Origin of the sequence: Nitrosomonas marina (assembly GCF_900111605.1) — a bacterium.
Lineage (GTDB): Bacteria > Pseudomonadota > Gammaproteobacteria > Burkholderiales > Nitrosomonadaceae > Nitrosomonas > Nitrosomonas marina_A.
This window is the reverse complement of record NZ_FOIA01000018.1, coordinates 47,209-64,817: the sequence shown is the minus strand read 5'-3', so window position 1 is coordinate 64,817 and position 17,609 is coordinate 47,209. Positions and strand designations below refer to the sequence as shown.

Here is a 17,609-nt window from a genome sequence, read left to right as displayed (position 1 = left end):
ACGCTGAATATGGAGAAATAGCATGAAACAATTTGCAAAAATCGCCTTAATTATATATCTACTGACTGTGCATTCAACGCGTGCAGACGACAATCATCAATTGCACGTCGCTGGTGGGGAACAGCTAGGAACGGTTTCGTTTCATGTTTCGTGCACACCACCTGCGCAGGAATTATTTAATCAAGCGATCGCGATGCTTCATTCATTTTGGTATGACGAGGCAGAAAAGACATTTCGTCGTGTTACAGCAGTTGATAAAAACTGCGCTATGGGTCACTGGGGTGTGGCAATGAGCCTTTATCACCAGTTATGGGCAACGCCACCGACGCCTGAAGAGTTGCAAAAAGGACAAAACGCCCTGCGACTTGCTGAACAACTAGACATCAAAACCGAAAGGGAGCGTACTTTTATCGAAGCCGTGCGTCATTTGTACCAATTTGACGACACGCCAAATTACACAACAAGAAAGCTGGCCTACCAGAAAGCGATGGAGAAAGTGTTTACAGACAACCCGGACGATTCCGAAGCTGCCGTTTTCTACGCGCTGGCGTTAATTTCCACCGCTTCACCAAATGATAAAACTTATTCGAATCAGAAGAAAGCATTAAAACTGTTGCAAACGGTACTACAAAAAGAACCTGCTCATCCAGGCGTTGCGCATTACATCATTCACAGCAGCGACTATCCTGAACTGGCCAAATTCGGACTCAATGCGGCTAGAAAGTATGCGCAAATCGCTCCGGCGGTGCCGCACGCTTTACATATGCCATCACATATATTCATCAGGCTGGGAAAATGGCAGGAAGCTGTCGATGCCAATTTAGCTGCGTACCATGCAGCAAAAAATTACACCCAGGCGAATAATAGTCAAATGGCTGTCTGGGATCAACAGATGCATTTCATGGATTATATGATGTATGCCTATCTGCAACTGGGGCAAACAGAAAAAGCTGAAAAAATTCTGCGAGAAGTTACAGCTATCAAAAAAGCCCACCCCGAAAATACTACGACCGCTTATGCATTTGCAGCTATCCCGGCACGCTACGCAGTTGAACTCGGCTACTGGCAGGAAGCTGCCGGATTAAACATTTATCCGGTCGATTTTCCATGGAATAAATTTGGTTGGTGTGAATCGATTATCCATTTTGCGCGAGGTTTGGGCGCGTCCAGAATTGGAAGAATTGATGAAGCCCGGTTCGCTCTGAATCAAATCGAGGCACTCCGAGACTCTGATAGAGCAGCCAATAAACACTACACAGCAGAGCAAATAGAAATACAACGTTTGGTGGTAGCAGCCTGGATTGCTTATAGTGGAGGCAAGATGAAAGATGCAGAAAACCTGATGCGAGAATCAGCCGAGCTGGAAGATTCCACTGAAAAGGATAACGTAACACCGGGGGCGATAAGACCGGCAAGAGAATTGTTAGGTGAATTATTGCTCGAACTGAAAAAACCCGAGGAAGCACTGAAAGAATTTGAAACCTCATTGATTCGAACACCTAATCGTCGGAATGGTATTTATGGAGCTATGCAGGCAGCAAGACTGAGTGGTCATAAACAAAAGGCACAGCATTATGAACAACAGTTACAGCAACTGACTGCGGCAAATCAAATTAATTTATCCAAATGAAATAGGAGCATGGTTTTTTACTCTTTCACAGTGGAAAATCCTTTTTGAAGGTAAATAAACGATGGAACAAAAAAAATCTGAGCAAGGCCGTGAATCCCGCACATGCAGCGATCATAATCCAGTCCATGCGAAAAAATCCCCTGATGTATCTCAATCTGATGAGACAACTGTAATTTACACCTGCCCCATGCATCCGGAAATTCGGCAAAACGGGCCGGGAAACTGCCCGATTTGCGGCATGGCGCTGGAACCAGAGACGATGACCGGTGAAGAAAGTGAAAACCCCGAGCTCACCGATATGCGTAGACGGTTCTGGATTGGACTGGTTCTGACATTACCGGTTTTTACCCTGGAAATGGGTAGTCACATTTTCAATCTGCATCAATATATAGATGGAACGCTTTCCAACTGGATACAGCTTGTACTGGCCACGCCTGTTGTGCTTTGGGCCGGAAAGCCGTTTTTTGAGCGCGGCTGGGATTCACTGAAAAGCCGCAATCTGAATATGTTTACGTTGATTGCTATGGGCACGGGTGTGGCCTGGTTATACAGCATAGTGGCAACACTGGCGCCCGGCATTTTCCCTGAAGCATTCCGGCAGGATGGCGTTGTTGCAGTCTATTTTGAAGCATCGGCGGTAATTACAGTGCTTGTGCTGCTCGGACAGGTTCTGGAACTTAAAGCGCGCGAGCAGACAGGCGGGGCAATCCGCGCGTTGCTTGATCTCGCGCCGAAAACAGCGCGCAGGATTACGAAAAATGGCGACGATGAAGATGTGCCGCTGGATCAAATCAAGGTGGGCGATCTGTTGCGTGTCCGCCCGGGAGAAAAGGTTCCGCTGGATGGTCTAGTCACCGAAGGCCGGAGTGCTGTCGATGAATCCATGGTTACCGGCGAATCGATGCCTGTCAAAAAAGAGCAAGACAGCAATGTGATCGGCGGAACCATGAATCAGACTGGCAGTTTTATCATGAAAACCGAGCATGTCGGTAAAGACACCATGCTCTCGCAAATTGTTCATATGGTTGCCGAGGCGCAACGCAGCCGCGCGCCAATTCAGAGACTGGCGGATTTCGTCGCGTCATGGTTTGTTCCAATCGTCATACTGGTGGCTGTGCTGGCTTTTATTGTCTGGAGTATATTCGGGCCATCACCAGCCTTCAGTTATGCACTGATCGCTGCAGTCAGCGTTTTGATTATCGCCTGCCCCTGTGCGCTGGGACTGGCTACACCCATGTCGATTATGGTGGGAGTTGGTAAAGGAGCACAAGCCGGCGTTCTGATAAAAAACGCAGAAGCACTGGAACGTATGGAAAAGGTCGATACGCTGGTTATTGACAAGACTGGAACATTGACAAAAGGAAATCCGACGGTTACAAATATTATTTCTGCTGCAGAGTTTTCCTCTGATGAACTTTTAGTAATGGCCGCATCATTGGAGCAGGGCAGTGAGCACCCTTTGGCTCATGCCATAGTCAGTGCAGCCAGGCAAAAGGGTTTGGATTTAGAGGATATAAGCAATTTCGATTCACCAACTGGTAAGGGCGTGATTGGAAAAGTCAAAGGACAGAATGTCACGCTTGGTAATGTAATGCTGATGGAAGAACATGCCATCAATGTTTCTTCCGTGTCCGATCAAGCCAATGATCTGCGATCCGATGGCGCAACAGTTATTTTTATCGCCGTTAACGATCAAATTGCTGGTCTTTTGGCTATTGCTGACCCGATCAAGGAAACAACACCGGATGCTATCGAGAAGCTTCAGAAACAGGGTATCCATATTGTCATGCTTACCGGTGACAATCGCCGTACCGCTGAAGCTGTGGCAAAAACACTGGGTATTGAAGAAGTAAAAGCTGAAATTCTGCCGGAGGATAAAGGCAAGATTGTTAAAGAGTTGCGTGCTGCAGGACGCACTGTTGCCATGGCTGGCGACGGAACAAATGATGCGCCTGCGTTAGCTGCAGCCGATGTGGGCATAGCAATGGGCACCGGCACAGATGTAGCAATGGAAAGCGCAGGAGTAACATTACTCAAAGGCGACCTGATGGGTATTGTGCGCGCTCATAAATTATCTGTAGCCACAATGCGCAATATCCGGCAAAACCTGTTTTTTGCGTTTATTTACAACTCTGCAGGCGTGCCGATTGCCGCTGGTGTTTTGTATCCATTATTTGGTGTTTTGCTTTCGCCCATCATGGCGGCAGCAGCGATGTCGTTGTCCTCGATCAGCGTAATAGGAAATGCTCTACGTTTACGGATAATGAAATTCTGAATCAAACTTTGGCATGATGATTATTTGAAACGATAGCTTGTTGCAAAGAGCAATTGTATCGCTACAAGTTTCTGATGCATGATTATCGACGAAAATACCTGAGAATAATCTGACCAATTTTTAATGTACAGAAGGTGAGATTTAATACATACAAATAAAGTACTTCAAATGTTTGTGAGTAACTTTGTGAGTAACATCTCATTTTATAAAATATAAATAGCTTAAATAAAGGGATAAGATTTAATTTATGAATCCCGCCTTCTCCGCCAGGATTATTTCATAAATCAATAATCTATTTATTGATGTTGCCCAAATGTTGCCCATATATTTCTGTTGCTTTGCTTCCGTTTTGCTTATTATTGTTAATCCAGCGGGCATATGTTTTAGCTGTGAATAATGCATTTGAGTGTCCCATTTGTGCAGTTACCTAGGCTAAATTTTACCAGCTGACAACATCATTGATTCAAAAGTGTGACGTATTTGATACGGATTTCTGTAGCGCACTCCAGCTTTTTTTAGTAGTGTTATCCTAAATCCCTTCCTAATCTGCTGATCACCTGTCCATTGTTTGCCGGTCCAGAAATTCAGTGCAATGGTTTTATATTGCCGCTTGTTCTTCAGTGTCAGTCACTTCTTAAATTCTTCCGAACGAAACTCCTGCATGATGCGTGAATTTTATGGTCAATTTTCAATCGGTATAACTGCCCCTTTCAGGTCAATTTCTAATTAGTGTCAATATAAAGATGCACCGTAGCGGATGCTTCGTATATATCTGAAGTTTACTAGACAAGTTAGCAGCCATGGCAATAGAGAAAATGGTTAAATTGATAACAGATTAGTAGACGTAAAAGTTCAATAATGTTAGGTTAACGGTTCAGTTGAAGTTGAGAATAGCAATTATTTCCATATGGTTATCTGTTGTTTCACTCATTGGTGTAAAAGTAGATATGAAACATATCGGATTATTGATGGCATTACTCGTGGTTTATATTCTGTCACTTTGTGCGGCTGATAAAGATCCTGGGCCGTATTGTTTGAAGTCGGAAGAAAAAGCACAGGCATACAAAAGTGGTAGTGAGCAGCGCAAAGACTCGGTTTTTTTGAGTGAAGATGAGTGTTATCCGTTTGCCTTTGAAGGGGGTAGAAAATTAGCTTTAGTAATGCGGACATTGTTTGGATCTTTTTCCTGAGAAAAGATAGCGATGTACCAAAATTTCAGGCTGAAATTATTGACGGAATTAAATCCAGTCCCCAGTCGCTGATTGCACCGATGCGCTGTAAAATTTCAGCATAAATTTTACAGGGTTGAACTAAGTATTAGTACGTATATTTTTTTTCAAAATGACCCGATAAAATCGCGAAGAATAAAGTCAATAAAAATTCTTATGTTTTAGTTTCATCAGATTCAACTCTGTATTAGAAGGTATACAGATGAAAGACATAGAATTACTTTTCAAGAGTCGAGAAAAATCGACACATGCAAGCAATTGCTCAAAATCTACACTTAGTGCGGCTGATTTCCTAAATCGTATCCAAAGAACTGCATATTGCAGCGCTGAAGCAAAAAGCTTCGTGTTGTGATATGAATTTCAGGATTTGTTGGCTGCAAGGAGGGGAAAGATACAATGGATACTCAATCAGTTGATAAAGCAGAAAGAATTCAGGGTTTGGTTCAAACCAAAGATTACAGCGTTGCGCGAACCAGTACAAGTAATATACCTGCAATGCTCATGCTATCTGAGGACGGTAAAATATTTTATGTCAATAAGGAAGCGAAAAAATTGTTGAATTTTCCACCCCATCAACTCCATAAACTCCATATTTCCGAAGTGATACTGACATTAAGAAAGATAAAATTGTTAGAGAAAAACAAAGATCGTGTTAACACCGTTTTGCATTTTCTCTCTCGTATCGGATACAAATTTAAGCTTTGCAGTTTAAATGGAAAAAGGTTTACTGGAGAGCTTTTTTTCAATGACATAGATTTGCGCGATCGGCACAACATTGCTGTCATCATATATCCGGATTCAACCGTAAATTCGAATGTGATTTACAAATATTATGAAGGAGAGTAATGCCTTGCTTTGGCTGTATTGGTGCTATTCAAGGTAACAATTCGATAACGGCATTAAATAAGATGGGGGTCGAAAACTGCAAACCACTTGATTTTCCTTACATCACATTTACCATATATGATTATAGTTCGGGAATAGCAACCTGTGCTCAAACTTCAGACTGAAAATGCTGGCAGAAACTGAATCCAGTTTTTGCTTCGCATTGTGGTGCTGAGTATTTTTAACAGAAATTTTTTCAGGATTGACTGTTTTTTGCCCATTCTAAAATAATATCCATATTCAGACGGCTGTTAAAACGACTGGGATAGGTAAAAGATCACTACTAATCTGTTCTGTTATAAATAATAATTATATTGTTCAGTTGAGGCACCATCAGTACCTGACGTGTTCGATTTGAAATTCAGGGCAGGTTTTTGCGGTGTACAAATAGCTTATACTGGCAAGCGAGCTGCAACTGATGTAATGCTATTGTTGAGGCTGGAATCACATAGACACAAGCTCAAACATAATTTTGTCTCGCTGTCAGTAACAATATAGAAATCTTGCAATCATAATCTCGTTTTGTGCTCAAGCTGAAAATGAACAAATCAAGATTTGCCCCTTTATTCCTATCGATTTATCAGCGGATTTAAAAGTATGATCGGTTATCGTAATCAAGTGCATAATGGCAGTTGCCGTACGTTTTTTTGATGATTTTTCCGCCTGAAAAAAATCTGACTGGTAGCAGAAGTAGATATATCGGTTCACATGGTATATGTATCTTTATGGTTAATGTGACAGAACTGCAAGGAGTATACAACGATGAATCAAGCACGTCAGGCAGCTGTTTCCGCCGCAGCACATTTTAAAAGCATAGATAAACCGAACAACTTTTTACAAGTGCCTATCAACGACTTGTTCGGTACCAATGTTTTTAATGAAACGGTGATGAAACAGCGCCTTCCCAGGTCAGCTTTTAAATCTTTGGAACGCACAATCAAACATGGAGAGTCACTTGATCCCTCGGTAGCTGATGCGGTGGCAGCAGTCATGAAGGACTGGGCCATTGAAAAAGGGGCGACCCATTACGCGCATGTGTTTTATCCTTTAACAGGGTTAACCGCAGAGAAGCATGACAGTTTTCTGGCACCAGTTGGTGAAGGTATAGCAATTACCGAGTTTTTAGGTAGTGCACTTATTCAAGGTGAACCCGATGCTAGCTCTTTTCCCCATGGCGGTATTCGTACAACTTTTGAAGCACGCGGCTATACTGCCTGGGATGTTACCAGCCCAGCCTATATTCTAGAGAACCCCAATGGAAAGACCTTGTGTATCCCAACAAGTTTTGTCAGTTGGACCGGTGACGCACTGGATAAAAAAACACCATTGTTGCGTTCCATGCAGGCATTAAACAAGCAGGCCCAGCGGATATTAAAATTTTTTGGTCATGCCAATCCGAATCTGGTAGTTTCCACGGCGGGTGCGGAGCAAGAATATTTTCTGATCGACCGTAATTTTTATTTTGCCCGCCCGGACCTTTATATCGCCAATCGAACCCTTTTTGGAACTGAACCACCTAAAGGTCAGGAATTCGAAGATCAATATTTCGGCACCATACCCGAGCGTATTCTGGCTTGCATGCTTGAAACCGAGCATGAACTTTACAAAATAGGTGTGCCGGTGAAGACACGACATAACGAAGTGGCACCCAGTCAGTATGAACTTGCACCCGTATATGAGAATGCGAATGTGGCTACTGATCATCAGCATTTGATTATGCTGACACTGCAGCGTGTAGCTCAAAAGTATGACCTGGTTTGTCTGCTGCATGAAAAGCCTTTTCGCGGAATCAATGGTTCCGGAAAACATTTGAACTGGTCGATGAGTTGCAGTGGTATCGGTAACCTGCTTGAGCCCGGTCAAACGCCGCATGACAATGCCCAGTTCCTGGTTTTTTGTGCAGCTGTGATTCGAGCGGTTCATAAGTATTCCAAGTTGCTTCGCGTCACTATTGCTCACGCCGGCAACGATCATCGTCTGGGGGCCAATGAAGCGCCACCAGCCATTATCAGTATCTTCCTTGGTGATATGCTGACTGATGTTTTTGAGCAGATTGAGCAAGGCGCTATCAAAGGATCGAAGTTAGGGGGGTCTTTAACCGTTGGTGTGAGCACTCTGCCGCCACTTCCCAAACATAGCGGTGACCGCAACCGCACTAGCCCTTTTGCCTTCACCGGTGACAAGTTTGAGTTTAGGGCGGTGGGCTCCAATCAATCCATTGCAGGACCATTGGTGGTTTTGAATACCATTGTGGCAGAGAGCCTGGATGCTATTGCTACAACACTGGAAAACGAACTGGGTGATAGTCATACAGATCAAATAAAATTCAATAAAGCAGTCCAAAAAATTTTGCAAAAAGTAATTAAAGAACACAAGGCAGTGATCTTTAATGGTGATGGTTATTCGCGAGCCTGGCATGAAGAAGCTGAAAACCGTGGATTGCCCAATCTGAGGAATACAGTCGATGCGCTGGCTGAATTAATCAATGAAGAAAACATCCGGTTGTTTGAAAAATACAATGTTTTAAGTGAACGGGAGACTCATAGTCGTTATGAAATCTACATGGATCGCTATTGCAAGGACATCAACACGGAAGCGCATCTTTGTCTGAGCATGGCGAAACAAATAATCGCTCCAGCCGGTTACCGTTACTTGGGTGAATTGGCTGCCATAGTTTCATCGGCAAAATTTAAAAGTCTGACTCTCAGTAAAATGACTGAGCTAGTAGGCGCCCTGGAACAAAGCATTGCCAAGCTGGAGAAGGCTGTGTCGTACGAAACCAGCGTCAGTGTTTTACAGGATGCTCAGTATTATCGCGATCAGGTGATTCCCGCGATGGAAGACCTCCGCCATGTGGCGGACCAGCTAGAAAAAATCGTACCAGATGATTTATGGCCACTGCCCAGTTATCGTGAAATGCTGTTTATTAAATAAGTATTAGTACTCTATCATATTGATAGAGTACTAGGATGTTGTAAATTAGCTGTCGATTTAGTAGAGTTTTAATGTGAATTGAGCGTCATGCCTTACCATTTCCGGTGCTTTTAGGTGAATATTCCAGTGAGTCCGACAGAAACAGCTGCAACAGATCGTTTAAAAAACGCTTACCCAAATGCGTTGGCCTGATATGCCGATGGTCGCGCGTGATCAAACACCGCTGCTCAGCTTCGTCTAACTGCGGCATAACAATGCTAATGGGCAGTCCTGTGCGCTCCTGAAACAGGGCGCTCTCAAATCCACCGGTGAGGCGTAGCGCATTCATCATAAATTCAAAGCACCGGTCGTTGTTTGACAGTGTCTGCCTGCTTTGCACTGTTGTTTCGGATCCTGCACCTGCAAGCGCGGCTTTCTCAATATATTCCTGTGGTTGCTTATACCGCATTTGGCGCATAATCTGTGTTTCAAAGCTGATTTTACTGTGTGCACCCGCGCCGATACCCAGGTAATCACCAAAAAGCCAGTAATTCATATTATGTTGCGCAACACGGCCACGCTGGGAAAAGGCTGAGGTCTCGTAATGGAGATATTGATGGCTTGTAAGGGTTTGTTCAATCATCTCCTGCATAGCGGCTGATTGTTCGTCACTGGGCAGAACAGGCGGAAAGCGGTAAAAAAGTGTGTTGGGCTCCAGTGTCAAATGATAAACAGAGAGATGGGAGACGCCAAACGCGCAAGCGGTTTTGATGTCGTTGCCTGCGTCGTTAATATTCTGGCCAGGCAACGCGTACATTAGATCAAGGTTGATATTGTCAAAATTTTTCTGTGCGATCTCGATGGCCTTTATCGCGTCCTGACCGTCGTGACTGCGCCCGAGTGACCGTAAATGATCGGAATTGAAACTTTGTATACCGATCGATAGACGGTTAATTCCAGCATCCCGGTATGCTGCGAATTTTTCAGCCTCAAAAGTGCCGGGATTGGCTTCCAGGGTAACTTCCGCTCCAGGCTCCAGTGGGAACAGTGTCTTTATCGCAGTCAGCAGCGTATCAATTGTTGCGGCGCTGAACAGACTTGGCGTCCCTCCACCAAAAAATATGCTGATTAAACGCCGCCCCCAAACATGTGGCAATGTTGATTCGAGGTCGCGAATAAGCGCTGAAACATAGGCTTTTTCATCGATATCGATTCCGGTACGGACTGCATGCGAGTTGAAATCGCAGTATGGGCATTTCTTCAGACACCATGGGATATGAATATACAGGCTCAGCGGTGGTAACGCATTGAGTTTCGGTGCTTGCTTGCCTGGTAACTGCAGTTGTGAAATGATTGTTGACACGAATCCGGCCTATCCTATCTTGCGTAAAGTCAGCAAAGGTGGTGTAGTCAAGGTTGAGCGCGTGCCTATCATACCCGCTACCAATACGCCAGCAGTACTGGCGGCGATACCAATGACCCAGATCCATGGATTAAACGAATAGGCAAGATGCAGGACATGATTGCCGATTGCATAACCCAGCAAGCTTGCACCAGCGGATGCAAATATGCCGGCAAGACTGCCCAGAATGACGAATTCGGCTGCCCAGGCACGGGTCAGTTGGTCGCGTTTTGCACCCAGTGTACGAAATATTGCCGCCTCATAAATACGTTCATCCTGTGTGGCGGCAATTGCTGCATAAAGTACTATAAAACCGGCAAGCAGGGTAAACAAAAAAACAAATTCTATTGCACGTGATACCTGCTGAATCATTTCCTGCACCTGTTTTACGACTGCTGCTACATCAATTACCAGTATGTTTGGGAAGGCTTTGACAAGCTCGTGCATTGTCTTAGCTTCTTCAGGAGGAACATAAAAACTGCTGATATAATTCACCGGATAATTATCCAGAAAACCGGGTGGCGTAACGACAAAGAAGTTAACACGAAAGGAATCCCATTCAACTTCCCGCAAATTGGAAATTGTAGCCGAGAAACGGCTGCCGGCGATATCAAAGGTCAATTGGTCGCCGAGTTTAACCTGCAATGTTCGGGCGATACCTTCTTCGAGTGACAAGACCGGCTCAATGAGGGGCTGATCCGTATCCCACCAGTCACCCTGGGCAAGCAGGTTATCGTGTGGCAATTCGGCGGTCCAGGATAAATTGAAATCGCGTCTGACATGATTGGCGGCGTGTGGATCGGTGTAATCATCCGGCGTAACTTCATTATCATTAATTTCGACCAAACGTCCACGAACCATCGGGAAAACGGGTGGAGTGTCGATGGTATGCTGATTGAAAAAATTTTCCAGCGACGTTAGCTGATCAGGCTGGATATTGACCAGAAAATGATTCGGTGCATTCGGAGGAAGTGTCGTATTCCAGTTTTTAATCAGATCGTCCTGTACCAGAGTCAGCACCAGTAACGCCATGAAACCCAGTCCGAGCGAGACGGCCTGAATTATGCTGGAAATTGCGCGCCGCCTGATATTGGCCAGGCCATAGCGCCAGGCACCACCAGTCTGGCCGCGCAAACCGGTTAATATCCTGACCAGTAGCAAACCGATGAGGCCAAAAACAGCAACAGCAATTGCAAATCCGGCGATTGTAAACAAGCCGAGCTTCAGATCACCGGCTTTCCACACAAACAACAGCGTTAGTGTTGACAGTCCTAGCAGATAACCCGTAACGCTGTGTGTGTTGGGCAAACCGATGTCTCTGCGTAAAACGCGTAAAGCCGGAACACTACGCAAATTCAGTATTGGCGGCAATGCAAATCCAAGCAGCAATACCATGCAAACCAGAAACCCGTGTACGGCAGGGAGGTGGCTTGGCAGCGGCATTTCTGTATCGGTCAGATCGGAAAGCCATGCAGTAAGTATCTCCTGAGCGGCATAGGCGATCAGGCAGCCCATCAGACTGGCGATCACACCCATTGCAATAAAATAAAACAAGTACAGACTGAACAAACCTTGCTGGCTTGCACCCATGCTGCGCATGATGGCGCAACCATCCAGATGGCGCTGGGTGAATCTGCGCACAGCCAGCGCTATGGCAGCAGCTGCCAGTACCACGCTGATCAATGCCGCAAGGTTTAAAAATTTTTCTGCGCGTTCAAGCGCAGATTTAATTTCGGGTCTTGCATCACGAATACCTTCAATTCGTTCAACAGATTTAATCTGTTTTTCTGCCCAGTTGCGGTACGTCTCGACAGCAGAAAACTCACCCGCAATCAAAAGCTGATAGGTTATACGGCTGCCTTCCTGTATCAGTCCGGTAGCGGATAAATCCGCTGCATTGATCATTACCCGTGGCGCCATTTGAATAAATCCCACTGAATGATCAGGCTCTCGCATAATAAGCGCTGCAGACGTCAGTTGCGTAGCGCCGATTTCAAGCTGATCGCCGCGCCTGATATCCATGTATGCCAGCAATTTTTCGTCGATCCACAACGTTCCCTGTTCGGGAATACGGGTGGCAATACGGTTTTCGGGATTGTCGGAGGTGCCTGCAAGATATAGTTTTCCGCGTAAGGGGTAGCCTTCGGTGACAGCCTTGACCATGACCAGCTGGTTGGCATCCCCATTCGATACCATGCTCGGAAACTGTGTGATGCTGGCAGTCTTCAGGCCGCGTCGCTGTGCTTCTTCTGCATAGCGCCCGGATAGTGGACGCTTTGAAATGATCAACAAATCAGCGCCGAGTAATTGATTACTTTCCTGAGACAAGGTTTTATCAACGCGGTCTGCAAAAAATGCAACAGTGGTCATGCCGCTGACGGCAATAATGAGCGCAAGCATCAGCACATACAGCTCACCCGCACGCCAGTCGCGCCGCAGCATGAGTATGGATAATTTCAGATATCGCATATTAAAATAACAAAAACGATCAGTTGTAATGACTGGACCGTACCGGATTGATTATGCAGTTATGATACGTCTAGTCTCGGTTTGGTTTCAGAATCCGGTCGATGTATATCATCGATAAGAAATTTCAGTCGCTGCAATTGCGTCTGATTGTACTCGATTTTTTGGTCTTGCCGGTGGGAATGACTCTGTATCGATATGAGTTGTATGTAGGGTCTTAACGAATAAACTGGTTCAGGCCGAAAAAATCAACCATCATTGAACGATACTGCTCGGCTTTCCTGGTTTGCATCGATTCCAGGGGATTCAGATTGTCTGTAAGAATAACGCCCTGTGTTTGGTCTGGAACAACCAAGCGCTGTATGAACCAGTGACGCAGTAGCGGATTCAGGTGGTCGGCATTGATATTGACAGGCTGGTTGGACGCAACAAAAATAAAATCATTGAATTCTCTGTCTGGCTCGGATATCAATGCGATCTGATGTGGAAAGACTTGGGCCAGTGTTTTAGCAACAGAAGCCAGCGCTGTATTGTGTCCGTTTTCATAAAAAGCAACGAAATTCAAAGCGACGATACCATTGTCTGAAAGTAGCGACTGCAGCTGGCGAATGGATTCGACGGTCAACAGGTGAACGGGTTCTGATCCACCTGTGAATACATCCATGATAACCAGATCGTAGGGGCCTTCCAGTTTGCGTATTTCATACCGTGCGTCACCGATGATGGTTTTGCCTGTGGGCTTGAAGTCAAAATAAGCACGTGCCGCCTCTGCCACGACTGGATCGATTTCCAGCGTATCGGTTTCTATGCCGAACTGTTTGAGTGCTATCGCCATATGACCGGCACCTTGTCCGATCAGCAGTGCACGTTGCATTCCTGGCGCGAGTCTGGGAAGGTGAGTAACAACTTCCTGGTAAGACAGCGCATTTTCACCATGACTGATACTGGCGGCGCCGATAGTTGAAGCGTCCATCATCAATAAGCGGAAATTTTCCTTGTCATTGTCAACGACGCGGACCCATCCGTACAGGCTTTCTCGTTCAAACCGCGTTTGATAGTTACTGTCTTCGGCAGTTTGTCTGCTGGAATCTGTAACCAAGGGTAACAAAAAAATACTGACGGTAAACAACACGGCCACGGCAGGTAACGAAACTGCAAGTTTTATCTGCCTGCGTTCAAAATAGGCTACGCCGAATGCCAGTACCAGCAGGCCCAGGCCAAGGCCGATAAAAATTTCACGCGAACCGACCTGTGGAAACAGGTAAAACCCCAGAAAGAGCGTGCCGATGACGCTACCTACGGTGCTCACGGCATAAATTGATCCGGTACTGGTGCCAACGCCGTCCAGACTGGATGTTGCAAGCTTTACAGCAAACGGACCAACCATTCCAAGCATAAACAGTGACGGCGTAAACAGGATCAATGTGCTGATAAATGTTCCCATGCGAAGACCCATGGGGTCAGTCATTAACAGCACGGGTGCTGTCAGCCAGGGTACCAGTAATGTCAGAAAACCGGAAAGCGCAATAATGGTTGCCAGACCAACGCGTCTAGAACGGTCGGCCCAGCGGCCGCCAACAAAATACCCCAGCGCCAGCGCAATCAAGGTTACAGAGATAACCGATGTCCAGACGTAAAGGCTTGCGCCGTAAAATGGTGCGATCAGGCGTGTACCAAGCAGCTCAATGACCATGACTGCAGCGCCGGTCAGGAATACTGTGCAGTACAGCCAGGCATGGTTGGTAAAATTATGTATAGATTGTTTCATCGGTTAATTAATATCGTCATCACATTATATATTTCAATTTTTTATTGTGAGAATCAAAGCGGACCGCTGCTTCCTTAATTTCAATTAGGCCAGGTAGCAGACATACGATAAAAAACGCAAACCTAACGGAGCATTTCGCTGCGATAGCAGCTTGCTGTGTAGTATGAGGCATTTTATTATATTTTTAGATTTGTGTTTATATAACATAATGTTATGGGATAAAACCGAAACATTTGAATGATATGTATGTGAAAGACGAGAATCTCATCCTGATTTGTTCAAAAAATAATCTTGACAGTACAAATATGATAACTTGCCCGAACGCAATATCTCACTCAGGCGCAATATTTCAGCATTGTGTATTGTAATCAACGCGAATACTTCTGAGAATGCGGCAAAATGTCGCACCTGCGAGGCCAGGTGAGACAATCTGTCGCGTGTGGCATTATGCCGCATTGATTGTTTGGATCTTTTACGGGATAGTAAAAAACATTCAGTGTTTAACTGTAATCAGATAATTGTTTTACTGGCTCCCTGATAACTGGTTACTCCCTGAATGTTTGTTTCGAAAGAAACATGACGATATGTTTAACTTATCATATCTTTTCCTCCATTGATGTGTTGGTGGCGGCAGTTTGTTTTACGATGCAGGGAATTCAAGTGCATTCGAAACAAATTGCCGCAACCGGCCTTCTCAAGACTTTTCTATCTCTTATAATCGTTTTATGGCTTTCCATGGTCAGTAACGTTTCATTTCGCACGATTAATCGGGTCAGATTTTGGATGCCGTTGTCAATGCTCAGGCATTTCAGGAAAACGGATTTTTGGGCAGAATAAGAATTAATCTGTGCGGAGCATGATTGCCTAGACGGAAAAAGCATATTCAGTCAGGTGAGACAATCTGTCGCGTGCGGCATTATGCCGCATTGATTGTTTGGATCTTTTACGGGATAGTAAAAAACATTCAGTGTTTAACTGTAATCAGATTATTGTTTTACTGGCTCCCTGATAACTGGTTACTCCCTGAATGTTTGTTTCGAAAGAAACATGACGATATGTATATCTTATCGTATCTTTTCCTCCATTGACGTGTTGGTGACGGCAGTTTTTTTACGATGTAAGCAGTTCAAGTACATTTAAAACGAACTGCCGTTACCAGCCTCCCAAGTAAAGCAGCCCATACCTGATGTCACCATCACCATGATTTTTCTACCGGCAAACTTTCAATTGGCGTGTTTGGGCTGGATGGGTGAATGACGCCATCAGTCATTTCTCAGGCATTACAAAAAAAAAACGAAGCTGCTACAGAAAATGAACTGGTCTGCTGGGAGTGTTTCGAGATGAAATGTACTGTCCGGTGCGGCAAAATGTCACATTGCTAAACAGGTTATTTTCGGTAATAGTAGAAAAAGGATCAGAAACGACAGACGATAACCGGTCGGTTGATGGAGTTCCGAATCGATGATCGAATGACATTGCTGATCCTTATGTATTGCTGTTTATTGTACTCATCCTCCATGGAAGCGGTGCGGGGCAGGGCATGAGATTAACGGTAGATCCAGTTTGATTTTTTTGGATAGCCCTCTATCGTGAGCGGGATCAAATCCGGGAGTCGAATGCCTGTCCGCGCCGTTTCCACCCTTGTCGTGAGCATTTTTATTCCGGCTGCGTGCGTATATTGCCGATGGTATGACGTTTTTATTCAATCAGTCAGTGCGACACTATGTCACATTGTTTTTTTTTCTTTTTTACACCATAGTGAAGTGGATTCGACAGGAAACGCATCAAGCAGATCAAATACAGTTGTGTTTCATTCGAATTATTATTGTTTACAGCTCTCTCTCCAAGGTTGGTTGCCTGCAGAACGCTGAGTCGATTGCCGCCGGTTTATAGTTGTATTGTTGTATCGCCGGTCACGATGACAGTGCTGCTGGCAACTGCCTTTCCAGCGTTGGTCCGGTGTGGCAGATTTAAAATCGAAAGATCCAAAACTCGCAGGTGCGACAATATGCCGCATTGCTTTTACATAAGCTTTATATAAAACTAAAAATGACTGTTTTTGCTGCAATCCATTGATACCAATGCATGGTCGAATACATGCCATATCAAAATCACAGCAAAAATATTTTCAAGTTTAATCAACATACAAACAATGATGAGATGACCGGGTTATCACGATAACTTATCGTCACTTTTAAGGGAGAGAGAAAAAAAATGATGAAACTGAATAAAAGCCTGTTAACGGTATCAATTGCATCAACCGCATTGCTGGCAGTTGCCAGTCAGAACGTACTAGCACATACTCGTCTGACTGTTACCAGCACGATTGAAAGCTCGTCGGCGCATGGCACATCGGATACCGCTGTAAATGTGCCGCATGGCTGTGGTGATAATCCTGTAATCGGCAATGTTTTTTTTCTGCCGGACACCAACACGGCACCACTCGTACAGACTTCCACTGATAATTTCCAAACATTCGAAACACCCGAAGGTGCAAACGCGCTGAACTATATCGTTAATCCGCCTTTTATTCGATTGATCAAGAGCCGGGATGTGTTTGAGATGCAGGATCTTATAAACGATCCTCTGGGTAACCCGCTTGGTTTCTGGGCGGCAGGTGGAGAACTGCCGCCAAGTAACTGGGTCGCTCAATTACCGTTCAAAATAACAGCGGTTGCCATTCAGCCGGATTCCTGCGCAAATAAAGTAGTTCTGGTTCCTGCGATCGCCAATGTCTGTAAATTAACAACAATGGCGGAAATCGACAGCTCGGACTCTGATAATCCAAACGTTGATTTCTGGACTGCCCCCGATGTTGGATCGTCATTTGACGCACCTTCATGGAGTTATCCTGCCACATATACAATTGAGCGTGATCTCGCGAACAATCCGCTGCCCGAAAGCTGTGGAGAAGGTCTCGCTGTACGGATCATACCGTCAGCTGAACAAGTAAACCGCGACATGCCAGTCAAAATAGACGGTCAACAGGTCTGGCCACTGCCTTAATTCCCGTCGCCGGTAGAGAACCGGCTGAAAATTAA

Annotated in this window: 9 protein-coding genes; 6 read left to right on the top strand and 3 right to left on the bottom strand. The window is 45.0% G+C overall.

Annotated features, from left to right (window positions below; genetic code table 11):
• The first annotated feature begins 22 nt into the window (after positions 1-22).
• From BMY62_RS09430 to BMY62_RS09410, 5 genes are all read left to right on the top strand, one after another.
• A complete protein-coding gene (locus BMY62_RS09430; protein ID WP_090658970.1) occupies positions 23-1,630 on the top strand; it encodes a tetratricopeptide repeat protein in 1,608 nt (535 codons plus the stop codon).
• Positions 1,631-1,691: 61 nt separating this feature from the next.
• The gene (locus tag BMY62_RS09425) at positions 1,692-3,905 is read left to right on the top strand and encodes a copper-transporting P-type ATPase (protein WP_090658968.1); all 2,214 of its coding nucleotides are present in this window, start codon (positions 1,692-1,694) and stop codon (positions 3,903-3,905) included.
• Positions 3,906-4,789: 884 nt separating this feature from the next.
• Positions 4,790-5,095 carry a hypothetical protein gene (locus BMY62_RS09420; RefSeq protein WP_143058785.1) on the top strand — a complete coding sequence of 102 codons (306 nt, stop codon included), beginning with the start codon at positions 4,790-4,792 and terminating at the stop codon, positions 5,093-5,095.
• Positions 5,096-5,530: 435 nt separating this feature from the next.
• Positions 5,531-5,980, top strand: a complete 450-nt coding sequence (locus BMY62_RS09415; protein ID WP_090658963.1) for a PAS domain-containing protein — start codon at positions 5,531-5,533, stop codon at positions 5,978-5,980.
• A gap of 801 nt (positions 5,981-6,781) precedes the next feature.
• Complete coding sequence (locus BMY62_RS09410) at positions 6,782-8,953, top strand: glutamine synthetase III family protein (protein WP_090658962.1); 2,172 nt, start codon at positions 6,782-6,784, stop codon at positions 8,951-8,953.
• Positions 8,954-9,038: 85 nt separating this feature from the next.
• Here the strand turns inward: BMY62_RS09410 and hemW are convergent, their stop codons facing one another.
• From hemW to BMY62_RS09395, 3 genes are all read right to left on the bottom strand, one after another.
• On the bottom strand, positions 9,039-10,295 hold the full coding sequence (gene hemW / locus BMY62_RS09405; protein WP_177170348.1) for a radical SAM family heme chaperone HemW: 1,257 nt from the start codon (positions 10,293-10,295) through the stop codon (positions 9,039-9,041).
• Positions 10,296-10,304: 9 nt separating this feature from the next.
• Positions 10,305-12,803 carry an ABC transporter permease gene (locus tag BMY62_RS09400; protein WP_090658960.1) on the bottom strand — a complete coding sequence of 833 codons (2,499 nt, stop codon included), beginning with the start codon at positions 12,801-12,803 and terminating at the stop codon, positions 10,305-10,307.
• 214 nt (positions 12,804-13,017) lie between these two features.
• Complete coding sequence (locus BMY62_RS09395; protein WP_090658957.1) at positions 13,018-14,568, bottom strand: fused MFS/spermidine synthase; 1,551 nt, start codon at positions 14,566-14,568, stop codon at positions 13,018-13,020.
• A gap of 2,214 nt (positions 14,569-16,782) precedes the next feature.
• On the opposite strand from BMY62_RS09395, the gene BMY62_RS09385 reads away from it, so the two are divergent.
• Positions 16,783-17,574, top strand: coding sequence for a hypothetical protein (locus BMY62_RS09385; protein WP_090658953.1), 792 nt, complete (start codon positions 16,783-16,785; stop codon positions 17,572-17,574).
• Positions 17,575-17,609: the final 35 nt, after the last annotated feature.

What these genes read in the sequence shown, in the direction of transcription:
- BMY62_RS09430 (WP_090658970.1), top strand. Translation starts at nt 23, where the DNA reads ATGAAACAATTTGCAAAAATCGCCTTAATTATATATCTACTGACTGTG.
- BMY62_RS09425 (WP_090658968.1), top strand. Translation starts at nt 1,692, where the DNA reads ATGGAACAAAAAAAATCTGAGCAAGGCCGTGAATCCCGCACATGCAGC.
- BMY62_RS09415 (WP_090658963.1), top strand. Translation starts at nt 5,531, where the DNA reads ATGGATACTCAATCAGTTGATAAAGCAGAAAGAATTCAGGGTTTGGTT.
- BMY62_RS09410 (WP_090658962.1), top strand. Translation starts at nt 6,782, where the DNA reads ATGAATCAAGCACGTCAGGCAGCTGTTTCCGCCGCAGCACATTTTAAA.
- BMY62_RS09400 (WP_090658960.1), bottom strand. Translation starts at nt 12,803, where the DNA reads ATGCGATATCTGAAATTATCCATACTCATGCTGCGGCGCGACTGGCGT.
- BMY62_RS09395 (WP_090658957.1), bottom strand. Translation starts at nt 14,568, where the DNA reads ATGAAACAATCTATACATAATTTTACCAACCATGCCTGGCTGTACTGC.
- BMY62_RS09385 (WP_090658953.1), top strand. Translation starts at nt 16,783, where the DNA reads ATGATGAAACTGAATAAAAGCCTGTTAACGGTATCAATTGCATCAACC.